This window comes from Peribacillus sp. B-H-3, from assembly GCF_048572925.1.
Classification (GTDB): Bacteria; Bacillota; Bacilli; order Bacillales; family DSM-1321; genus Peribacillus.
Genome location: NZ_CP183879.1, coordinates 3,283,400 through 3,305,455, shown reverse-complemented (window position 1 = coordinate 3,305,455; position 22,056 = coordinate 3,283,400). Strand labels below are relative to the sequence as shown.

Annotated in this window: 20 protein-coding genes; 15 read left to right on the top strand and 5 right to left on the bottom strand. The window is 41.6% G+C overall.

The annotated features are described in order from the left end of the window. Positions 1-187 precede the first annotated feature (187 nt). The 3 genes from ACN6MY_RS16405 (at position 188) to ACN6MY_RS16395 (ending at position 6,577) form a co-directional block, all read left to right on the top strand. Positions 188-3,874 carry a dynamin family protein gene (locus ACN6MY_RS16405; RefSeq protein WP_419881152.1) on the top strand — a complete coding sequence of 1,229 codons (3,687 nt, stop codon included), beginning with the start codon at positions 188-190 and terminating at the stop codon, positions 3,872-3,874. A 935-nt stretch (positions 3,875-4,809) separates the two neighbouring features. After that, positions 4,810-5,610 (top strand): sulfurtransferase, encoded by an 801-nt coding sequence (locus ACN6MY_RS16400; protein ID WP_419881151.1) that lies wholly within the window; start codon positions 4,810-4,812, stop codon positions 5,608-5,610. Between the two features lie 109 nt (positions 5,611-5,719). Next, positions 5,720-6,577 (top strand): 5'-3' exonuclease, encoded by an 858-nt coding sequence (locus ACN6MY_RS16395; protein WP_419884190.1) that lies wholly within the window; start codon positions 5,720-5,722, stop codon positions 6,575-6,577. A 286-nt stretch (positions 6,578-6,863) separates the two neighbouring features. On the opposite strand, the gene ACN6MY_RS16390 is transcribed toward ACN6MY_RS16395, so the two are convergent. Continuing rightward, complete coding sequence (locus tag ACN6MY_RS16390; RefSeq protein WP_419881150.1) at positions 6,864-7,001, bottom strand: small, acid-soluble spore protein L; 138 nt, start codon at positions 6,999-7,001, stop codon at positions 6,864-6,866. 96 nt (positions 7,002-7,097) lie between these two features. Between ACN6MY_RS16390 and ACN6MY_RS16385 the strand changes: the two genes are divergently transcribed. Beyond that, on the top strand, positions 7,098-7,394 hold the full coding sequence (locus ACN6MY_RS16385) for a DUF6123 family protein (protein WP_419884189.1): 297 nt from the start codon (positions 7,098-7,100) through the stop codon (positions 7,392-7,394). 409 nt (positions 7,395-7,803) lie between these two features. Here the strand turns inward: ACN6MY_RS16385 and ACN6MY_RS16380 are convergent, their stop codons facing one another. Together ACN6MY_RS16380 and ACN6MY_RS16375 are read right to left on the bottom strand one after the other, a co-directional pair. Beyond that, positions 7,804-8,706, bottom strand: coding sequence for a DMT family transporter (locus ACN6MY_RS16380; protein WP_419881149.1), 903 nt, complete (start codon positions 8,704-8,706; stop codon positions 7,804-7,806). Continuing rightward, complete coding sequence (locus tag ACN6MY_RS16375) at positions 8,699-9,106, bottom strand: reverse transcriptase-like protein (RefSeq protein ID WP_419881148.1); 408 nt, start codon at positions 9,104-9,106, stop codon at positions 8,699-8,701. The genes ACN6MY_RS16380 and ACN6MY_RS16375 overlap by 8 nt, the downstream gene beginning before the upstream one ends. 298 nt (positions 9,107-9,404) lie before the next feature. Here ACN6MY_RS16375 and ACN6MY_RS16370 point away from each other — a divergent pair, with 298 nt between their 5' ends. The 3 genes from ACN6MY_RS16370 to ACN6MY_RS16360 all read left to right on the top strand — a co-directional run bounded on the left by ACN6MY_RS16370 (position 9,405) and on the right by ACN6MY_RS16360 (position 11,453). Further along, positions 9,405-10,058: a reverse transcriptase-like protein gene (locus ACN6MY_RS16370; RefSeq protein ID WP_419881147.1), complete on the top strand. Its 654-nt coding sequence runs from the start codon at positions 9,405-9,407 to the stop codon at positions 10,056-10,058. A gap of 124 nt (positions 10,059-10,182) precedes the next feature. Continuing rightward, positions 10,183-10,368 carry a zinc-finger domain-containing protein gene (locus ACN6MY_RS16365; RefSeq protein ID WP_071353401.1) on the top strand — a complete coding sequence of 62 codons (186 nt, stop codon included), beginning with the start codon at positions 10,183-10,185 and terminating at the stop codon, positions 10,366-10,368. A gap of 95 nt (positions 10,369-10,463) precedes the next feature. Continuing rightward, entirely contained in the window at positions 10,464-11,453 is a 990-nt protein-coding gene (locus ACN6MY_RS16360; protein ID WP_419881146.1) for an HD-GYP domain-containing protein, read from the top strand. A gap of 110 nt (positions 11,454-11,563) precedes the next feature. On the opposite strand, the gene ACN6MY_RS16355 is transcribed toward ACN6MY_RS16360, so the two are convergent. Continuing rightward, positions 11,564-12,037: an Rrf2 family transcriptional regulator gene (locus ACN6MY_RS16355; protein ID WP_419881145.1), complete on the bottom strand. Its 474-nt coding sequence runs from the start codon at positions 12,035-12,037 to the stop codon at positions 11,564-11,566. A gap of 168 nt (positions 12,038-12,205) precedes the next feature. Here ACN6MY_RS16355 and hmpA point away from each other — a divergent pair, with 168 nt between their 5' ends. The 6 genes from hmpA (at position 12,206) to ACN6MY_RS16325 (ending at position 18,488) form a co-directional block, all read left to right on the top strand. Further along, entirely contained in the window at positions 12,206-13,426 is a 1,221-nt protein-coding gene (gene hmpA, locus ACN6MY_RS16350) for an NO-inducible flavohemoprotein (RefSeq protein ID WP_419881144.1), read from the top strand. Positions 13,427-13,581: 155 nt separating this feature from the next. Next, the gene (locus ACN6MY_RS16345) at positions 13,582-14,025 is read left to right on the top strand and encodes a general stress protein (protein ID WP_419881143.1); all 444 of its coding nucleotides are present in this window, start codon (positions 13,582-13,584) and stop codon (positions 14,023-14,025) included. 210 nt (positions 14,026-14,235) lie between these two features. Continuing rightward, positions 14,236-16,395, top strand: coding sequence for a DNA topoisomerase III (locus ACN6MY_RS16340; RefSeq protein ID WP_419881142.1), 2,160 nt, complete (start codon positions 14,236-14,238; stop codon positions 16,393-16,395). 97 nt (positions 16,396-16,492) lie between these two features. Then, positions 16,493-16,921, top strand: coding sequence for a transcriptional regulator MntR (mntR, locus tag ACN6MY_RS16335; protein WP_071353408.1), 429 nt, complete (start codon positions 16,493-16,495; stop codon positions 16,919-16,921). Positions 16,922-17,095: 174 nt separating this feature from the next. Then, on the top strand, positions 17,096-17,803 hold the full coding sequence (locus ACN6MY_RS16330) for a class I SAM-dependent methyltransferase (RefSeq protein WP_419881141.1): 708 nt from the start codon (positions 17,096-17,098) through the stop codon (positions 17,801-17,803). A 7-nt stretch (positions 17,804-17,810) separates the two neighbouring features. After that, entirely contained in the window at positions 17,811-18,488 is a 678-nt protein-coding gene (locus ACN6MY_RS16325) for an AIM24 family protein (RefSeq protein WP_419884188.1), read from the top strand. A gap of 83 nt (positions 18,489-18,571) precedes the next feature. Here the strand turns inward: ACN6MY_RS16325 and metA are convergent, their stop codons facing one another. Then, positions 18,572-19,480 (bottom strand): homoserine O-acetyltransferase MetA, encoded by a 909-nt coding sequence (gene metA / locus ACN6MY_RS16320; protein WP_419881140.1) that lies wholly within the window; start codon positions 19,478-19,480, stop codon positions 18,572-18,574. A 288-nt stretch (positions 19,481-19,768) separates the two neighbouring features. On the opposite strand from metA, the gene ACN6MY_RS16315 reads away from it, so the two are divergent. Together ACN6MY_RS16315 and ACN6MY_RS16310 are read left to right on the top strand one after the other, a co-directional pair. Continuing rightward, entirely contained in the window at positions 19,769-21,400 is a 1,632-nt protein-coding gene (locus tag ACN6MY_RS16315) for a formate--tetrahydrofolate ligase (protein ID WP_419884187.1), read from the top strand. Between the two features lie 100 nt (positions 21,401-21,500). Beyond that, positions 21,501-22,052, top strand: coding sequence for a hypothetical protein (locus ACN6MY_RS16310; protein WP_419881139.1), 552 nt, complete (start codon positions 21,501-21,503; stop codon positions 22,050-22,052). The last annotated feature ends 4 nt before the right edge of the window (positions 22,053-22,056 follow it).

Here is a 22,056-nt window from a genome sequence, read left to right as displayed (position 1 = left end):
AGCGCCTGGCTGTTTTTTTATTATCCACGATAGGCACGCAAGCTGAATCTTGCGTGACTGCATTTGTAAGCGTTAAACAAACGTTTTAAGCAACATGCAATTATAATATAGGAAAGACGTGTAAAATCGTTTACAATGTTAGTAAAAATAAAGATAAATAAAGATATTCAATTAAGGGGAATATGTCATGACCGAAATATCGACGAAGATTAATGCTCCATTGCCGGTTTTGTCTGCACTATATAAGATGTTTGAAGAGGCGGGCGACTTTTCACAGGCTGAAAAAATGAAGCAGCTTTTGATTAAGATGTATAGAGGGGAATTTACGATTGCCTTTTGCGGCCACTTTTCTGCCGGAAAATCAACGATGATAAATTATCTCCTGAAGGATCAGATTCTGCCTTCCAGTCCCATACCTACAAGTGCCAATACAGTTAAAGTCCAAAAAGGGGAGGATTTTGCGCTTGTCCGCTTTAAAAATGAAGAGCCGGTCCTTTTTCCCGCTCCATATGACATTAAAACGATAAAAAATTACGCGAAAAATGGAGACATCATTGAATCCATTACCATCAGTTCCCCAAGGTTCCCTCTTCCGGAAACCTGTGCCTTCATGGATACACCGGGAATTGATTCGACCGATGATGCCCATAGGGTTTCGACAGAATCTGCCCTGCATCTTGCTGATATGGTTTTTTATGTGATGGATTATAATCATGTCCAATCAGAAGTGAATTTCCTGTTCACCAAAGAATTAATTGATGGCGGAAAGCCTGTTTATCTGATCGTTAACCAAATCGATAAACATGATGAAAAGGAGTTAAGCTTCAGCAGCTTTAAAAGCTCTGTTATCGAGGCATTTGCAAATTGGAACGTATATCCTGATGGTATTTTCTTTACTTCAGTCAGAGATTTGGAAAACCCGGAAAATGAAATCGGGAAGATGCAGACATTCTTATTTGAACAGGCCAAGAAAAACTCTGGAGGAGCACCTGCTAATATGCAGGCTGCCAAAAGGCTGATTTCACATCACCATACATGGCTTAAAGAAAAGCTCGAGGCTGAACAGTCAGAAAGCCTTGCAAAGCTCGATGAACTGGATGAAGGAGCAAAGGGAAATCTCCTAAACCGCCTTTCGGTTCTTTACAGTGAAATGGAAGAATTACACACTGGAAAGGACAAACTGGAGAAATCCTTTTCAGACAGCCTGGATACCCTGCTGGACAATGCATATATCATGCCGTCCGGAACGAGAGAGCTTGCGGAGAAATACCTGGAATCATCCATGCCTGACTTCAAAATGGGGCTTTTGTTTTCCAGGAAAAAAACGGAGGCAGAAAGAGAACTTAGGCTTCAGAGTTTTCTGTCCGATTTAAAAGAGAAAACCAAAACCCAGCTGGAATGGCACTTGAAGGAGCTTGCCTCCAAAACACTAAGGGAAAATCATATTCATAATGGGGAACTTGAAGAGGCCGCACAAAAAATCCATATTGACGTTACGGAGGATATGCTTGCTTCCTTGACCAAATCACAGGTGAACATTACCGGGGAATATGTACTGAATTATACAAGCGGGGTGGCAGCTGCCATAAAAAAAGAAGCTAAACACGTTGCAGACCAATTTATGGAAAAGCTGCTGGAGGTTACTGAAGAAAGAACTGCCGGCAGGATCTGGGAAATTGAAGCTGAACTGGAAAATCACAGAGATTTTGAGAAAGCCATTCAAAGTGCCTCGAGTATCAGCGCCAAGTTAGCAGAGCAGGAAGACATGCTGACAGGTATACTTGATGGCAAATCGGAACCAGGTATTTTCGGCAGCCCGGAGCTGCTCGTGGAGGAATGGCTGAGAAAAGAGAAAGAGTCTATTAAAGTGAATAATGGCGGGAGCAGTGAAATAAAGCAGAACGTGATAACAGCGCCGCCGGCAGAGCGGAAGAGGAGCAAACTCCAGCAGCCAGTGCATCCAGCAGCGGGCATGAGCGGCAAGGAAAAACTGGAAAGCATGTCAAAGAAACTGAAAGCTGCAGCACAGTCCATCCAATCCTTAAAGGGCTTTCAATCGCTATATAGGGAGCTAAATGAAAAAGCATCACGTATGGAGGCCCAAACGTTTACAGTGGCGCTGTTCGGCGCTTTCAGTGCAGGCAAGTCATCATTTGCCAATGCCTTGATGGGTGAAAGCATTTTGCCTGTGTCGCCTAATCCGACAACCGCAGCCATCAGCAAAATCATGGCTTCTGATCATGAGCATAAGCATGGAACGGCCTCTGTCCGGCTTAAAACTCCTGTCATGCTTTTGGAGGATGTGAAGCTAGCATTAGCTGTTTTTAACCATTATCCTAAAACACTCGAGGAAGCCTATCATTCTTCTAAAGAAATTGTGAGAGATGCCGATCAGGCGGAAACGGGAAAAACCCAGCTGTCTTTCCTAAAGGCTTTTTGTGAAGGCTATCAGGAAAATAGGGAAATGCTGGGACAGCTTCTTTCAGTAGATCTTGCAGGATTCAGGGAGTTTGCTGCAAGGGAGGAAAAGTCCTGCCTTGTTGACATGATAGAACTTTACTATGACTGCGGGCTGACGAAGCAGGGGATCGTCCTTGTTGATACCCCTGGAGCTGATTCTATCAATGCCAGGCACACAGGAGCCGCTTTCGAATATATTAAAAACTCTGATGCGATTTTATTCATCACCTATTATAATCATCCATTTTCCAAAGCTGACAGGGAATTTCTTATACAGCTGGGCCGCGTGAAAGAATCGTTTGCCATGGATAAGATGTTTTTTCTTGTTAACGCCGCAGATCTTGCTGCAGAAAAGGAAGAACTCGAGGATGTTCTGGAATATGTACGCGGTGAGCTGAACGGATTTGGCATCCGGTTTCCAAAGCTTATGCCTGTTTCGAGCAAAGGCGCCCTGAAAGAAAAACTGGGAAAAGAACCATTTTCTCATGCGTTTCTTCCAGACAGCGGGATCAATCATTTTCAGGCGCTATTTAATGATTTTATCGAAAATGAGCTGTCAGGCCTCGCCATCGAATCAGCAAAAAATGCCTTGAACAGAGCTGTTGTTCTTCTTCAGGAAGTAGTCAAAGCCTCGAAGCAGGACCACAAAGCTAAAAAAGCTGCCGCTGATGCACTTGCTGGCCAATGGAAAGCAATAGACCGTTTATTCTTGGCAAATCAGGGAGTGACAGAGATTGAAAAGCTGAGAAAGGAAATTGAAGAGCTTGTATTTTACAGCAGACAGCGCGTATTCTTAAGATTCAGCAGTTTCTTCAAGGAGTCCTTTAATCCTGCAGTCATTAAAGATGATGGCCAGGATCATAAGCTGGTTTTAAAAAATGCCTTAAAGGGGCTGCTTAAAGATCTGGGATTTGATCTGGCCCAGGAAATGCGTGCAACGGCATTGCGGACTGAAAATTACATGGTGAAGCTGGTGAAAGAAAGGCAAATGTCACTGGAGCAGCAGCTTGAGAAAATACGTCCCGGTTTGCAGCTTCAGGCATATGAGCCAGCAAAACAGGCAACAGCTGAATTCTTGCCTGCCTTTTTGGATCTGGATGTGCAGCATTTTAAAAAAGAGCTTGCCCTCTTTAAAAATACAAAGTCCTTTTTTGAAAAAAATGAAAAAGTGAAGATGAATGATGCGCTCATGAAGGCATTGGATGCACCTTCTGAGGCATATGCAAAAGAACAATCTGAAAGGATTTTCACTGAGTTTTCAGGGACTCTGAATCTTGAACTTGAAGCACTTTATGTGGAGTGCCAAAAAGAACTAAAGGAAATATTTACTGGCTTGCTTGCTGCTTTGGAGGAAAAAGTAGATATCACTCAATACGAATCTAAGATTGAAAATATTCAGAGTATGCTTTCTTGATTACTGTACAAAAAATCAAGGTACACAGAAAAGACAGTTATTTGATTTTAGCATTAGTTAACGATTAATCTTCACTTTTTTGATGGCTGCTGAAACTGCAGCCATTTTTTTACAGCCATAATGAAAGATAACTTTAAAAGAAGCTGGTAAAGAGGACCCTGGAGGATAACAGGGAAACAGCTTACAAAGTCCCTTCAGTTTTGATATATAAATGTATGACTGAAAAGAAGGGGCAAACACTACATACATTTTGAACAATTAAAACAACCTGAGAAAACACAAAGAAACGTTTAAGCTCGATAATCTGAGTGAAAAAAAGCGCTTTTCCGTTTTTTGTACAACGGAAAGGCGCTGCAGACCGTTTTAATATGTTTCACTGGCCTTGGGTCTGAAAGGCCAAATTAATTTCTTTTTTAATCCGTTTTTCTTATATTGTGATCACCATTGATCATTTCTTGGCATTCAGGGCATCTTACTCTATTTCCTTCCATAACATCCATCGGTTCAGGTGAAGGAAACCAAGTTTTGCATTCTGAACACTGAATCTCTAAAGTAGTTGAATTGGTCATATTTTCACCCCTTTCTGTAAATTATTTAGCCATAAAAAACCAGGGATAAACTTAGCTTTTATAAGAAAATAGAACCTCTGCTTCGGTATTGCCGGAATCTCTCAAAGGATTGATAAACAACAATCTTTAAGAAAAGAGCTTAAAATAAAGGCAATATCCTTTGAAGCAAAATGCCTGATAAAAAAGAACCATTTCGAAAAAAGGTGAAACTGCTGATAATCTGCCTTGTTTCATCAGGTGAATTTCCAGAAGGTACAATAACAGCAGGAAATGATCATGCTGATGTGGAAAATTGCTAGGTACAAGAATATTTAGGAGGAGATTAAGCTGGGATATGTAATCAAAATAGCAGATGCAATTAAATTAATGGAGCAAAAACATGCAAGATTTGCCGACTGCCGGTTTAAGCTTGGCGACCCTGCTTTTGGAAGAGGGGAGTATAACAAAGATCATATACCGGGAGCTGTATACTTCGATCTTGAGCGGGATTTGTCTGGTGGAGTGCAAAAACATGGAGGAAGGCATCCCCTTCCTGATCCAATGGCAGTCAAGGGTAAGCTTGAAGAGTACGGAATAAGCAATAGCACTCCTATCATTGCTTATGATTCTGGAGATGGCCAGTATGCAGCCCGTTTCGTTCATATCCTTTTATATATAGGGCACAAGGAAGTATATCTATTAAACGGAGGCTACCGGGAATGGAGAGCAAAAGGGCAGCCTGCAGAAACAAAAATTCCTGTTTACGGTAAATCTGTCTATCGTATTCATTTAAACCATGAAATCGCTGCAAGCTATGAAGAAGTAAAAGAAATAGCAGGGAAGGCAAGAGAGGATGTTATATTGCTGGATTCCCGTGAAGAAAGGCGTTTTTTAGGAAAAGAAGAGCCGATTGATAAAAAAGCTGGAAGGATACCAGGAGCATTGAACGAAGTCTGGACACACTCCCTTGAAGACGGGAAATACCTTGAGCCCGATAAACAGAAAAACAGGTTCCGGAGCTATGATCCCAAAAAGCAAATTATTGTGTACTGCGGATCAGGTGTTACTGCTGCAGCCAATTTCATTGCTTTAAAGGAAGCAGGCTTTGAAAATGTGAAGATATATACCGGCAGTTACAGCGATTGGATATCTTATGAAGATAATCCAGTTGAATGCGGAAGCGAATAAGTGGATTGGCACTGAGTACCGCTTAAATACATACATGAAATATGGTATAATCATGATATAGTATTTAATTTTAGAGGTGATTTTTTTGGATACAAACAGCGTGAAACAGATGCCATCCTTTTTGCTGGTAGACGGGATGGCTCTTTTATTTAGAGCATTTTATGCAACTGCAGCTACAGGACAGTTTATGATTAATTCAAAGGGCATGCCGACAAATGCGGTTCAGGGTTTTTTGAAGCATATGCTTACAGCAGTTAACTACTTCTCTCCCACTCATATGGCTGTTTGCTGGGACATGGGCAGTGCCACGTTCCGCAATGAGCTCTTTGAAGGATATAAAGCCAATCGCTCAAGCGCCCCTATTGAAATGGTCCCGCAGTTTGACCTCGTTAAGGAAGCTGTGGAAGCTTTTGATATTCCTAATATTGGGCTGTCAGGTTTTGAAGCGGATGATTGCATAGGAACCATTGCCAAAGCATCCAGTACAGCTTCTTCCGTGTCCATTCTCACAGGAGATCAGGACATGCTTCAGCTGATTGAAAATAATATCTCTGTCATTCTTTTAAAGAAGGGGTTTGGCAATTATGAAGTGCATAATCCTGATACCTTTTATGAATGGAAGGGAATTACTCCAAGCCAGATGATTGACTTAAAGGCGCTAATGGGTGATACAGCCGATAATTATCCGGGTGTGAAGGGCATTGGCGAAAAAACGGCATTAAAACTGCTTATCCAATTTGGAAGCATTGAAGGAATACTAGAAAACCTGGATTCGCTTACTAAAACACAGAAAGCCAAGATTGAAAGTGCGGTTGATATGCTTCATCTTTCAAGACAGCTTGCAGAAATCAAATGCGATGTCCCCGTTTCATGTTCATTGGAAGAAGCTGCCTTTCAATATGACAGGGAAAAAGTAAAATATATGGCCCAGAATCATGAATTTAAAGGACTGCACCGCCTGCTTTAATAAAACCGTTCCCTAAGGTACCGACCCCCGAAAGTTAGATTTTCACTCTAACTTTTTGGGGTAACCACCTATTCAGGAACGGTTTTATTTTAATCCTGCCAATGATTGCAGTTTTTTTTATTCGCTTATTTTCTGCGGAAGGCCCGGAGTCCACTTTGTTGAGCCAGGAATGTTCTTGTACTGCTCATCCCAAAGGAATCTCATCTCCCGCCTCAATCAACACCAAACTAAAAAAAAGAATTAAAATTAGTTTAATGAAAAGGCTGGTCATTGCAAAAATGATTGGCTATTTTTTATTTATTTTTTTTTGTGCCTGTTCTAGCTTTGACTTAGGGCTGTTATCCCTGCCATCTTCAATATTATTTCCTTGCGGGCTGACACCGCTGAATGCTTTAGCACCGCGATTACTGTGTTTGCTCATCATTACACCTCCCAGCAATATGATTTCCATAACCCTTGCAGCTTATGTCGAATTACGGATAGTCAAATCAAAGGAAATAGGGTAATATGTAGGATGAAAATGGAAAGTCGCAGAGAGGATGAGCCTGTGGAAAAGTCAGTTGAAGAATATGTGAAATTTCTCGAAGCTAAAGGTTTTGCATTTGGCGAGGATGCAATCGGCTTTATTTACTTCGGCAAGCGGTATACCAATGCAGAAGATTTTCTGGTGAATGCAGCGATTGAAGTAACCCTGAAAGCCCAAAAAACATTTGATGGAAGTTTTTATATATCACTCCTTGAGAATCTGAAGCAGCAGAATATACATAGTCGTGCAGCTGCCGAAAGTTATGCGAGAAAGTGCGGCCTGCTGGCCTGAAAAAATCCATATGCCCCGTGAAGACAACTAAAGATCTGAAGAATTTATTGGCAGGCATGACAAACGGAGAATTTATTCTATCCATTTAGAATAAGTTCTCCGTTTTTTATATCTTCATACTTTTTACAGTGTTTTTGCCGTCCATCACGCCATTATTTGACAACATCTTCAAGCACTTCATTAACAGCGGTAAACTAAGCAGGGTCAATGATCCATGCTATCTAGTATATTTTGGTACGACTAGAGATTCATAGTTGCTTCGCAAGCTGACCAGGCACTACCGCTTTTTATCAATCCAGCTCCAGCGCCTAGCTTGCTGTGCAAAAGATGTTTTGTCCTTAGAAGGCAAACGACGCCTTCCAGGCCAAAACCCTATTTGCTTCGCAAGCTGACTAGGCACTATCGCTTTTTATACCGCTTTTGAGGCTGGTGTTTTGGCGGGGAGTTCTGCGACGACCATTCCTAGCAGGATAAGGATGCAGCCAAGAAGGGAAATGACGGTTAATTTCTCTCCTGTCACAATGAGTGATGTGGCTGCGGCAAAAACTGGCTCCATGGCAAAGATAAGTGCCACACGGGTTGGCGATGTATAGGCCTGGAAATATGTCTGTGCAAAAAAAGCAAAAGCAGTGGCAAGTATCGCGCAAACCATCAATGCCGTCCATACCTCTGTTTTTAAGAAAATAGAGGGATTTAAAGCATGTGATGACCCTCTAAACACCAGGCTGGATAGAGCTGACAGAAAAGCCGTTGTTAATACTTGTATGATTGTAAGCGGAAGCGCCGGATGAAGTCTGGCAAACTTGGCTGTGGCAATGATTTGCATGGCAAAGCTTACTGCACAGAGAACAACCAGGAAATCCCCAGCATTAAAGGATGATTGTCCTGATGCAGTCATAAAATATAGACCTGCTGCAGCTGAAACAGCACCAATAACTGTTTTTCTGGAGAGCCTTTGCTTTAGCAGCAAAAGAGAAAAGACCGGCACCATGATAACGCTAAGCCCTGTAAGAAACCCTGCTTTTGAGGGTGTTGTATAAAGCAGGCCATATGTTTGAAATGCGTAACCTAAAAAAAGCCAGATGCCTATTTTGCTGCCTGAGAAGAATAATGATTTCGTCCAGACCGCAGGCCGTTTTCTATACAGCGCAAGATAGCTTATTAGGAGGATGATAAATGCCGCAAAAAAACGGATGCTGTTAAAAGTGAAAGGATCCAGAAAAGAAATGGCGTTCCGGACCATAACAAAAGTGGCGCCCCAAACAAGTACAACAAATAATAAAACCATATCTGCAAGCGTATTTTTATTCATTTTTCCTATCCCTCGGATTAAGGCGGATGGCTCTTCTTGCCAGTTCATCAGCAGATTTATTTTCTATGCTTGGTATCCATTTTATAAAAAATAAATCCAGCTCCCTGGACAATTTCAAAGCTTCCTCCAGCAGTGGTGCATATCGTTTGTTTTTTGCAAATTCCTTTTCCATCGCGCTGTTTATCAGTTGCGAATCAGTCCGGAACGAAACAGTGCGGAATCCTTTTGAACAGCAGATTTTTAACCCCTCTATGAGTGCATGGTATTCTGCCTCGTGATTTTCCATTTCGCCAAGCGGGATGGAATGCCTTTCAATTGTTCCATTATTGTTTATAAAGATTCCGGCACCGCTTGGGCCCGGGTTGCCAGCGCTTGCTCCGTCTATGTATACTTCTATCATGCTTTTCTCCTTCCTTAATCCTCTATTAAGCCTTCTTTTGTGATTATATTGTTGGAAAGAATCCATATAACTATGAGAAAATAAAGTGGAGCATCCTTTAGCTGCTTTTTGCCAGTTTGCGGTAAACTTACATGCCATTAAAAACAGCTCCCTAAGAGGATTGCAGATCCACATGTAAATTATAGACTTTAATCTGCAAAATGGGGATAAAATATAAAAAGTTTATAAATCCGCCTTTAGAGGAATCACATTCCAAAACGGGCATTTCATCCGTAAAGGGAAATGGAGATGAAAAATCATGAAGGTCATTATGCAATGGACTTACGGTGCGGCAAAAAAGCCCTCCACCTCATTTACTTCAGACTGGGTGGATGCAAAGCAGGCTTTAATAATCGCGATGGATCTTGAAAAAGCCGGCAGGCTGAAGCATATCGAGTTCCAGGATGAAATCGGGACGGTCTGGACCAGGAAAGAGCTTACAAAGCTTCTTGAAGAAACAGCAGCAGAGCCGCAGGATGCCACGGTCTATTTTGATGGAGGATTTCAAAAAGAAAATGGGTTATCCGGAATCGGTGTGGTGATATATTATACACAAGGAAAAAAAGAAATGAGGCTGCGTTCAAACCGTCTTTTTCATGAACTGCAATCGAACAATGAAGCCGAATCGGCAGCGCTGATGGAAGCCGTTAACATGCTTGAGGAGCTCGGGGTGCACCATCAGAAGTGCACCATAAAAGGAGACTCCCAGGTAGTAATCAATCAGCTTAAAGGAGAATGGCCTTGCTTTGATGACGTTATAGGCAAGTGGTTTGACAGAATTGAAGATAAATTAAACAAGCTCGGCATTAAGCCAGAGTATGAACATATTCCAAGAAAAGAAAATCATGAGGCTGATAAACTTGCAGCTCTTGCACTTAAAGGAGAGAGCATTAGTTCCAGGCTCGCTTTATAATAAGGCCCTGTTAAGGCATAAGCTGAATGTACCATGGAAGCAGAGGGGAAGGCATGAATTGCGAACAAGAGCGCTTTAAAATCAGCAGGCAAAACAGAGCAAAAAAATAAAAAGGAGAAGCGGTATGGATAGAAAAAAAGTGTTTGACGATGTGGATGAAATCCTTGTTTCTTACTGCAAGGATTGTTTTGTATATAAACAGTTCAGAAAAGAAAGAGGCAGGGGCTATGCCCATAAATTCTGCATTTCACAATGCACGGTAGGAGAACAACTTCAAAAGGCAGGAAGCAGGCTGAAAAATAATCTTTAATCGTTACAGCTTCCTATAATTTTCCTTACAATAAATAATAAAATTTGTTATTATTGTAAAAAAGAGAATTATATGGAAAAGGGTTGGGAATGAAGATGGCATCCGAATTTAACCGAATGAATCCGCCTCTTACTATACCGGATATTGATACAATGATTCTGCAGCTTAAGAAAAATAAAGAGTACAGTTATTATCCATTATTAGATACAAAAATGGATAACAGAAATGTGAAAGAGAAAATTGCAGAAATATCAATGGAAATTGAATCAGCTTCAAAGCAAATCAGTGAAATTTTTCATTATGTACAGCGTACCCAAACTGTTCCTCTGCAGGAAATAAACCATGCCATCATTCCTACCATCACGAAGGCAGCAGAAATTCCGCATATTTATTACCTTTTCAAGGAGATGCTGGAGAAGGATGAATACACTTACAGGCATAATATTTGTGTAGGCATCATTTCAACCTATATCGGAAAATGGCTGGGATTAACAGGAGAAGCACTGACAGAACTTACGCTTGCTTCTACCCTGCATGATATCGGTAAAACCAAGATTAAAAGCCATATCCTTCATAAACCAGGCAAACTTTCGGAAAAGGAATACGAAGAAGTAAAGCTTCATACCGTCTACGGCTATGAGCTGCTTAAAAAGGTTCCAGGCCTCCCGCCATCGATACCTCTTACAGCTTTATCGCACCATGAACGGGAAAACGGGGAAGGGTATCCATTCCGGCTAAAAGGAGAAAATACAAATTATTTCGCCAAGATCGTTGCGGTGGCTGATGTGTTTCATGCGATGTCTTCTGACCGTGTATATCATGAAGCCATTCCTTTTTATAATGTTATCAGGCAGATGAATGAGGATGCGTTCGGCAAGTTCGACCCGTCCATCCTCCTTGTATTTTTGAATAAAATCATGGAATCTCTTGTAGGAAAGCAAGTCATGCTAAGCAATAAGATCGAGGGCCAGATTATTATGATCAATCCTTATGATCCCATTCATTCCCTGGTAAAGGCCGGCGAGGACATCATTGACCTGAATAGGGAGAGGGAAATTAAAATTGAAAAGGTACTGAGTGAATAATGCCCAAAGAAAAGCCAGAATCCGGGAAACCCCGGCTTCTGGCTTTTTTTGTTTATGTCAAAATAAAAGAATTTCAAAAAAGCGATTTTTCTTGAGGATCTCCATTCAGGTTATGTGGATAAATCAGTACGGCCTGGGCTATTCGCTCCGTACATTTCAAAGTAATCGCGGAGCATCGGACTGTTTTCTGTGACATCTTCAAGGCTATATCCGTCGAGCACCTGCAGGAAGGACTCAAGCGCCTTATTAAACACATATTTTAAGGAGCAGACAGGTGCTATGGCACAATTTTCGCTATGGTTTTGAAAACATTCCACTAAATAAAAGTCTTCCTCTGTTTTACGGATGATCTCGCCGATATTGATCTCGGCAGGTGACTTTGCCAGTCTGATGCCGCCATTTCTGCCCCGGATGGTTTCTATATAACCGAGCTTCCCAAGATTGTAGATGATTTTCATTAAATGATTTTTTGAAATGCCGTATACCTCAGCTATTTCTTTGATATTTACAAGTTTATGGTTCTGGTTTGTCGCTAAATATATTAATACCCGTATGGAGTAATCCGAGTAGTTCGTTAAGCGCATAATGTTCCCTCACAATCTCTATTATCATAATCATAGCATAAATATGAACAAATTTTAAACGTTGATGTTCAAAGGGTAAAAAGATGTATTTATAATATTGCTTTTCAAATATTTAAAAGCTATCATAAACATGTATTTTAAATACTTATTAAAAAAGAGGGATTGTATATGCTAACCCAAAAAACCATTGACATCATCAAATCCACTGTTCCCGTGTTAGAAGTTCACGGTACAGCAATTACGACTGCGTTTTATAAAAATCTTTTTGAGGCACACCCAGAGCTTTTAAACATTTTTAATGGAACAAACCAGAAACAAGGACGCCAGCAAACCGCTTTGGCAAATACAGTACTAGCGGCTGCGAAATATATTGATAAATTAGATACAATCATTCCTGTAGTTAAACAGATTTCCCAAAAACACCGCAGTTTAGCAATAAAACCTGAGCACTATCCGATTGTAGGAGAGCATTTGCTTGGGGCTATTAAAGAAGTGCTTGGAGACGCAGCAACTGATGAAATCATCGGTGCATGGGGTGAGGCATATGGCGTCATTGCCCAGGTATTCATTGACATCGAAGATAATATGTATAAAGAAGCCGCTGAGCAGCCTGGCGGATGGAAAGAGTATAAGGAATTCAAAATCATCGAAAAAGTGAAGGAAAGCGATGTAATTACATCATTTTACCTGCAGCCTGCAGATGGCTCACAATTGCCTGTGTTCAAGCCGGGACAATATATTACTATCAGAATCTCCATTCCGGGAGAACAATATCAGTTTAACCGTCAATATAGCTTATCTGCTGCACCCGGGCTTCCGTATTTCCGCATTTCTGTAAAAAAAGAAAGTGAGCCGAACACACCTGAAGGAATGGTTTCAAATGAATTGCATAAAAACAGGAATATTGGCGATACCATTGAAATAACGGCTCCAGCAGGCGATTTTACTTTAAATGATCAGCAGACTCCAGTTGTACTTTTAAGCGGCGGAGTTGGAATCACACCTTTCATGAGTATGATAAACAGCATTGCCAAGAATGCCCCAGGCCGTGAAACTGCATTTGTCCATGCATCAAGAAGCGGTAAATTGCAAGCATTTACAGAGGAGTTACAGTCTCTTTCTGAAACAATGGATCATGTTTCCTTGTCCTACGTTTACGAAAATCCTTCTGAAGAAGATAAGCAAAACAGATTCTTCAGCAAACAGGGTTATATTGATGCAGCCTGGCTAAAGGAAAATGCGTTCTTAGAAGAAGCCGATTATTATATTTGCGGCCCGGTTCCTTTCTTGCGCGCAATGATTTCTAATTTAAAACAGATTGGCGTTCTAGGAGAAAAAATTCATTTTGAATTTTTCGGTCCTGCGATGAATCTTGAAACTGAAGCGTAAAAATATTTCTGGCAAAATAAACAGCACAAAGACCCTTTTCTGGAAGAAAAGGGTCTATTTTTTGTACAGCAGCAGAATGGATGGCTTTTAGTGATTAATACCAACTCCAACAGGGTAATAACATAGTAGATTACACAATCAAAGGAGAGAAAGTCATGGTAAAAAAAATTATTGGGGCATATGAAAATGAAGAGCAGGCAATTGCTGCTATTGAAAAATTAAAAAATTCCGGATATACAGAGGATGAAATATCAGTCGTTGCAAAAGATATGAAAAAGTTAGACGAACTTGAACCTGAAGCGGAAAAGGTCTCTGCAAAAGGGAAGGACGGGATGATGACAGGAGTCGCAGCTGGAGGTGCCATCGGCTTAACGGGATTTTTTGTAGGAATGGACACCTTTTTAATGACCGGCATTGGGCCACTTCTTGCAGCGGGTCCTATATTCGCCACACTTGGAGGAGCTGCAGCAGGACTTGCTGCAAAATCAGGCGGATTGGCAGATACTTTACAGGACATGGGAGTCGAAGAAAAAGAAGCAAAGTCTTATGAAGACGATGTGAAAAACGGGAAAATACTCGTTATTACGGATGAAAAATAAAAAAAACCAGCTATTAATATGTGACAAAAAGCTTGCACCTGCCAATAGGTGCAGGCTTTTTTCATGAAAAAAAGGTATAATAATAGAAAAAGCGGAAGCTCCTGTTTAGCGGAACAAAGACCAAGAACACGCGGTTGTAACCACTATCGATAGGGCGGCCAGCTTAAGGCAAGCAGAAACGACTATTTTATAAAGCTCAGGTGAATGTGGATGAAATTAATAATCGCTGAAAAACCTGATCAAGGTTTGACGTTATCAAAACAGTTTAAAACAAAAAAACATTTAGGATATATTGAAATTCTGCCCAATGACCTTTTTGGCGAAGGTGCCCTTGTAACGTGGGCAGTGGGACATTTGTGCCAGCTTGCTGCTCCTGAAAAGTATCATTCGGAGTGGAAAAAATGGTCCCTTGATACACTTCCTATCATTCCGGAAAGATTTCAATATGAAGTGACAAAATCAAAAGCCAAGCAATTTAATATAGTTAAGTCTCTAATCAGAAAACCCGAAGTGAAAGAAATTATCCATGCAGGTGATGCGGGGCGGGAAGGAGAGCTGATTGTCCGGAATGTCGTGAATTTAAGCGGTGTAAATAAACCGATGAAGCGCTTATGGATATCTTCTCTCACACCCAAATCGATTTATGAAGGCTTCAGCAGCCTGCTTCTGGAAGAGGATACAAGGAGTTTGTACCATGAAGCCTATACAAGAGCCTGCGCGGATTGGATAGTAGGCATGAATGCATCAAGAATTTACAGCATTTTGCTGAAAAAGCAGGGCATGTCAGACGTCTTTTCAGCAGGCCGTGTCCAAACACCTACGCTCGCCTTGATTGTAAAAAGGGAAAAAGAAATCGAGGAATTTGTTTCAGAGCCATTTTGGGAAGTGATTGCCGGGTTTTCCATGAATGGAAAAAAATACGAAGGCAAATGGCAGCAAAATAATGAATCCAGAATAAAAACGAAAGAGCTTGCAGAGAAAATTGCAGGATTCTGCAAAGGGAAAACGGCCGAGATTGCTGAACTGAACACAGAAAGAAAGGAATATCAGCCGCCATTGCTCTTTAATCTTTCTTCCCTTCAGGCAACAGTGAACAAGTTGTATAAGTTTTCTCCTAAAAAGACTCTTGATGTTGTCCAAAGCCTGTATCAGAAAGGGATCGTCTCTTATCCCCGCTCAGATTCAAGCTATGTAACGAAGGGGGAAGCTGAGGCTTTTCCTGACATTCTGCAAAAGCTGAGCAGCCTGCCAGCCTATGAATCTCTTTTTCCCGTGCCCAATGCTTCTATTATAAATAATAAACGTTTTGTGAATGAAAAAAAGGTAACCGATCACTATGCCATAATCCCGACTGAACAAGTAACAAATCCCGAGAGACTATCAGAGGATGAAAGGAAGATTTATGACCTTATCATAAGGCGCCTGATTGCAGCCCATTATGATCAGGCTATATTTGATTACACAACAGTTAAAACCATGGTGGATAAAAGGGCTGAATTCATTTCAAAAGGAAAACAGCAAATACAGGAAGGATGGCGGAAGGTCATCTTTGCCCTTGATAAGGAAGATGATGATATCCTGCTCCCGCTGCTCAGTGAGGGTGAAGAGGGAACTGTCAGCAAAATTAAGGTGAAAGAAGGAAAAACCCAGCCTCCTAAGCGCTATACAGAGGGACAGCTTATTACTTTAATGAAAACGGCAGGAAAGCATCTGGACAATGAAGAACTGGAGAAGGTCCTGATGAAGACTGAAGGCCTTGGGACAGAAGCGACCCGGGCAGGCATCATAACCATGCTGAAAGACCGCAAGTATATTGATGTGAAAAAAAATCAGGTATTTGCCACTGATAAAGGAAAAGTCCTCATCACTGCCATTGGAGATAAAATTCTTGCTTCTCCTGAAATGACGGCCAAGTGGGAACAGCGCCTTCACGAAATCGGTGAAGGCAAAGCATCTCCAACCGTTTTTATGGAGGCTGTAAAAAAACTCTCCTCCAAAATTATTGCCGATGCAGTGGATTTGTCCAAATCATGGGATTTTAACGGTCTGGATACTGATTCCATCCAGCGCAAAACCACAAAAAGAAGCAGTGGTTCCATCGGAAAATGCAAACTCTGCGGCGGCAATGTCGTGGATAAAGGGGAATTTTATGGCTGTTCAAATTACAGCAAAACCAAGTGTTCTTTCACATTATCCAAAAAAATCCTAACTATCAAGATAACTAAAGCAAACTTAAAAAAACTTTTGGATACAGGAGAAACAGAATTGATAAGCGGCTTTAAAAAGGGAGAGAAAGCCTTTGACGCCTTTTTATTCTGGGATGAAGGGGCAAAGAAGATTTCCTTCAAATTTCCTTCAAAACAATCATAATTTGCTTTGGCTGCTATTTGGGCCAAAGCACTTTCTTGTTTCATTGAAGTATTTATAGTAAAATTTGATTGATATGTGTTGAATGGGAGGATACAGGATGCCTACACCGAGCATGGAGGATTATATCGAGCAAATATACATACTAATCGAAGAAAAAGGTTACGCGCGGGTTTCTGATATAGCAGAAAACCTGTCAGTACACCCTTCCTCCGTCACTAAAATGGTTCAAAAGCTGGACCAGGAAAAGTACCTGGTATATGAAAAATACCGTGGTCTTGTATTAACCGCCAATGGCAAAAAAATTGGAAAAAGACTGGTTTTCCGCCATGAATTATTAGAGCAGATGCTAAGGCAGCTTGGAGTGAAAGAAGAGAATATCTATAGAGATGTTGAAGGAATCGAGCATCATCTCAGCTGGGATGCAATTGACAGAATCAGCGATCTTGTCCAGTACTTTGATGAATCTCCTATACGTCTGGATGAATTAAGAGCCATTCAAAAACAAAATGAAGAACCTGAAGAATAAAGCTGCGATAGCGGCTTTTTTTATTTTAGGTGAGATTTAAATATATAAAAAACTAAAAAATCAGTTTCTTGTATAATGTTTCTGTATAGTATTCTGCAAATCGTTCAGAAAACTCGTTAAAAAGAAGATTTTTCCTGTTAAAATAAACATAAATCGACGGAAGGAGAGGGTTGGGTGAATCAGGATAGCTGGCATGGGGAAGCAGAAAAATTATGGAATTCATATTCAGATCAGTGGAAAAGCAATTCGGGAAATATGTGGGAGAAGGGGAGCAGGAAGGATATACTTCCCCTCATCACAAAGCATGTTCCAAAAGGTGCCGAAATCTGTGACCTTGGCTGCGGGGATGGATATGGTTCACTAAAGCTTGCTGAGGCGGGTTTTAAGGTTACCGGAATGGATTTTTCCAAAGACATGATTACAGCTGCCAAGGAGCTTGCACAAGGCCTTGAGAACCCGGGATTTATTCAGGGAGATCTCGCAGCCATGCCATTTCATGATGAACAGTTCGATGCGGCGATGGCGATAAACTCCATTGAATGGACTGAATCACCTCTTATGGCTTTAAAGGAAATGAATCGGATTTTAAAGAAGGACGCTCTTGCCTGCATTGGAATTCTTGGCCCAGCAGCTGCCCCAAGGAAAGCTCACAGCTACCGGAGGCTATATGGAGAAAAGACCATCATGAATTCCATGATGCCATGGGAATTTGAACGTCTATCCCAGGAAAACGGGTGGAAGCTTGTGGACGAAATGGCTGTAACAAAAAAGGGGGCAGAAACTGAGAAAATAGCCCATCTGCCAAAAGAACTGAAACAGGCGGTTTCATTTATGTGGCTGTTCATCTTAAAAAAATGCAGTGGAGATGAAAAAAGTGAATAAGTACAATATGGATCAATTCATCAGCGAAACAAAACAGGAAGATAAAGGAGAGGGGCTGTTTGAGCTTGAAACCCCAAGGATTCTGGAAATAAACCTAGAAGATCAGGTATGGGCGAAAATGGGTTCTATGATTTCGTATTTAGGTGATATGAAATTCAAAAGAGAAGGCCTGCTTGAGCATGGTATCGGAAAAGTATTTAAAAAGGCATTGTCCGGTGAGGGGACTTCCCTGATGAAAGTGACTGGAAAAGGCAAGCTATATCTGGCAGATCAGGGGAAAACCATAAAAATCCTTCAATTGCGGGGTGAAGCAATTTCAATTAACGGAAATGACTTGCTGGCTTTTGAGAAACAGCTGAATTGGGATATTAAATTGATGCGCAGAGTGGCTGGACTTCTTTCTGGCGGCCTTTTCAATATCAAAATGGAAGGAACAGGGATGGTAGCTTTCACCACTCATCATGAGCCCCTGACTTTGGCCGTGGAACCCGGGAAGCCGGTTTATACCGATCCCAATGCCACAGTAGCCTGGTCTGGCCATCTGCAGCCGGAGTTTGTGACAGATGTTTCTCTTAAAACATTTTTTGGAAGAGGCAGCGGAGAGTCCATCCAGATGAAATTTGAGGGAAATGGATTTGTGGTCGTCCAGCCGTTTGAAGAAATATACACTACCGATAAAAGCTGATGCGCGGGTGTTATATACATATATGCGGCAAGGCTTCTCAGCCAATTGAGGCTGCACTGGAATTCAGGTGCAGCCTTTTTATGCTAATCCCATTCATAAGGAGTTTCCTGGTAAACATAATAATTAAGCCAATTAGAGAATAAAAGGCTGCAATGGCTTTTCCAGCGGTGCAGGGGAGCTCTCTTTGGATCATCCTCAGGGAAATAATTCTCGGGAATCTGTGTGTTCTGTCCTCTCTCTAGATCACGGTAATATTCATCTGCGAGAGTTTGAGCATCATATTCGAGGTGCCCGGTAACCATGATGTTTTTCCCATCCTTTGAAGATGCAAGCAGCACACCTGCTTTGTCTGATTGTGCAAGGATATCCAAGTCAGGATGTTTTTTCATTTTTTCAAGATCAATATCGGTGTACCTTGAATGCGGGGCAAGGAATATATCATCAAATCCCCTGACAAGTTTTTCATGAGCTTTTAGTATTTTATGCGGATATACTCCGAAGCACTTTTTTTGAAGCTCATATTTCTCAATGCCATAATGATAATACAAAGCTGCCTGCGCACCCCAGCAAATATGCAAAGTGGAGGTCACATGGCTTTTGGTCCATTCCATGATGTCATTTAATTCGTCCCAATAGTCCACGTCTGTATAGGGCAGCTTTTCCACAGGGGCGCCTGTAATGATCATTCCATCAAACTTCTTATCCTGAACCTCTGAAAAAGGCTCGTAGAATTGGTCCAGATGAAGCTTGTTTGTGGTTTTGGCTTCATGGGAAACCAGCCTTAAAAATGAAATATGCACCTGTATAGGAGAATTGCCTAAAAACCTCAGCAATTGGGCCTCTGTTTTTTCTTTTTCCGGCATTAAATTTAAGATCAGGATTTTCAGTGGTCTGATATCCTGGGTTTGTGCACGTGCCTCGTCCATTACAAAGATATTTTCTCTTTCCAGTATTTCTTTGGCCGGCAGCTGTCCTGGTATTTTTATTGGCATAATGTCCTCCTTTTTGTGTGAATAGTTAAAATATAATAGATTCATTATATAGAAAAAAGAGGTGAACATCACACGTTTTATATTTTTTTTAGGTGACAAATAAAATTGACAGACGAAAAGGGAAATGCGAATATTATATAAAATTTGTTCTTTTATATTCGTCTGCAGACAATTGCAGCTGAATTTTTTTATCCTGCTGAACCTATACATAATTAGAAAATGGAGGAATTTAGATTGAATTCAGCGAAAGCCGTGAAAACTGACATAGAAATAGCCCTGGAAGCACAAATGGAAGAAATAAAAATCATTGCCGAAAAAATTGGCTTACGTGAAGATGATTTAGAACTGTACGGAAAATATAAAGCGAAAATATCTTTTGATAAACTGGGGGAGCTTGAGAAAAATCCTAATGGAAAGCTTATCCTGGTGACATCTGTCAACCCTACCAGGGCGGGGGAAGGCAAATCAACCGTTACAGTCGGCCTCGCTGATGCCCTCCAGAGAATCGGAAAGAAAACGATGATTGCCATGAGAGAGCCGTCTCTCGGGCCTGTTATGGGACTGAAAGGGGGAGCAACTGGAGGGGGATATTCTCAGGTGCTTCCCATGGATGAAATCAATCTTCATTTCACAGGGGATATCCACGCCATCACAGCAGCCAACAATGCTCTTGCAGCGATTGTGGATAATCACCTGCAGCAGGGAAACTCCCTGAATATAGATTCCAGGAAAATATTATGGAAAAGAGCGCTGGATATGAATGACCGTGTCCTGCGCAATATTGTTGTGGGTTTAGGCGGGCCGGCGAATGGAGTGCCAAGAGAAGATGGCTTTGATATTACAGTTGCATCTGAAATAATGGCTGTTTTATGTTTGGCAGAAGACTTGAAAGATTTAAAAGAAAGACTTTCAAGGATGGTTGTAGCCTATAATTTGTCCGGCGGGCCAGTTACCGTAAAAGACCTGGAGGCACAGGGCGTTCTTTCCCTGCTCCTCAGGGATGCCGCAAAACCGAATCTTGTTCAAACCATTGAACATACTCCAGCTCTCATTCACGGCGGTCCTTTTGCTAATATTGCCCATGGCTGCAATAGTGTTATCGCTACAAAGGCGGCACTGAAATTAGCGGACTATACAGTGACAGAGGCAGGATTCGGAGCAGATTTAGGCGCAGAAAAATTCCTGCATATCAAAGCCAGGAGTGCAGGCATTAAGCCTTCAGCTGTCGTCATTGTATGCACAATCAGGGCATTAAAACTTCATGGCGGACTTGATAAAGATGGCTTGACAGAGGAAAATCTGCCGGCATTAACAGCCGGATTTGAAAATCTGCGCAAACACGCAGAAACGATTTCGGCGTTTGGCCTGCCATTTGTGGTGGCCTTGAATCGTTTCACAGCAGATACTGAAAATGAACTGAAAGTTTTTTCACAGCTGTGCAGTGATCATCAAATGCCCTTCTCTTTGACAGAGGTTTGGGAAAGAGGCGGGGAAGGCGGCGCTGAGCTTGCTGGAAAATTGCTGGAAATCATGAACGAAGACAGGAACTTTAAGCCTTTATACGAGCTTTCACAAACCCTTGAAGAAAAAATCAAGACAGTTGCCATAGAGGTTTATGGAGCAAAAGATGTTGATTTTAGTTCATCAGCCAGGAAACAGCTTCAGCAGTTTGAGGCAGAGGGCTGGGGAAATCTGCCTGTCTGCATCGCAAAAACGCAATACTCGCTCTCTGACGATCCCGGTAAAATCGGCCGCCCTGAAAATTTCACTTTGAATGTGCGCGAGCTCAAACCTTCTATAGGAGCGGGTTTCATCGTTGTGCTGACGGGAAAGATTATGACCATGCCTGGCTTGCCGAAGCGGCCCGCTGCCCTGAATATGGATGTAGATGAATTCGGGCAGGCAAAAGGGCTTTTTTAGAAAAAACTCAGTTGAAGAAGTTTAACCATGAGCAGGGAAGAGAGAAACCTGGCAATAATGGAAGTTTGATAAATAAACATGAAAGAGGTGAAGCCAGACTTTGTTTGATCCAACTGCATATGAAAACATGAAGGTAGTTATTGAGGGAGCTTTTTACGATAGAGATCTTGAAGGGGAAATAGCTGTAACAGGCAGGCAGGATATCATGAACCTTGCCGACCTTTCAAGGAAATTCTCGATTGAAATGGAACTCAAAGAACACATGCAAATACGAACCCTAAAAGGCGGCATGATGATTGAGGCAAGCCTGGAAAATCTGGGCTCCGAGCTTTTGCACCCGATACTGAATGAAAGTCAGGCAGGGTGCTCTGTCCGTATCTTTATTTCTTTTCCCTATCAGCTCAAGCAGCAGGAAATCGGCGGGTTGATGGCGCTGCTGTCAGATATATGGGGTGAAGAACGGCTGATTGAAATAACCACCTCTTCAAAGGTAACCGGAAGCCAATCAGAAGCTCATGAATTTCTTACAAATGCCTCCATTTCCTTCGGGAGGCTTGTTGGAGAAGACCAGCTGGATGACCTTCTGGATATGATTGACTATTTAATAAGTTCTCTAAAAAAAATCCATTCCTTCCTTGCTGTCTCCCTCTAGAGCA